The following is a 404-nucleotide window of genomic DNA, read 5'->3' on the forward strand; positions in this document are numbered from 1 at the left end:
CTTCAAGAGTGTATAACTTTTCGTTTTCTACACGCTCAGCAATTAATTTTTGACGCTTAGTAAGTTTACTCATTTACACACCCTCCACGGTAATACCCATTGAACGTGCAGTACCAGCGATGGTACGAACAGCAGCATCAAGATCAGCAGCCGTTAAATCTGCGTCTTTAGTCTTAACGATGTCTTCTAACTGAGCACGGTCCACTTTACCGACTTTAGCGGTGTTTGGTGTACCAGAACCTTTAGCGATACCAGCAGCCTTACGTAGTAAGTATGCCGCTGGTGGTGACTTCATGATGAAGGTAAAAGACTTATCGCTGTACACAGTGATCTCAGTAGGTATCGGTAGACCCGGCTCTTGATTTGAGGTCGCAGCGTTAAATTCTTTACAGAACGCCATGATG

General features: G+C 44.6%; 1 protein-coding gene. It reads right to left on the minus strand.

The window, feature by feature from the left end; genetic code table 11:
• Positions 1 to 73: 73 nt before the first annotated feature.
• Positions 74 to 404: 50S ribosomal protein L11 (gene rplK / locus AAEZ03_RS26090; protein ID WP_350582645.1), on the minus strand; the 331-nt coding region annotated here is incomplete at its 5' end.

It is taken from the genome of Pseudomonas sp. HY2-MNA-CIBAN-0224, from assembly GCF_040310285.1.
Lineage (GTDB): Bacteria > Pseudomonadota > Gammaproteobacteria > Pseudomonadales > Pseudomonadaceae > Aquipseudomonas > Aquipseudomonas helleri.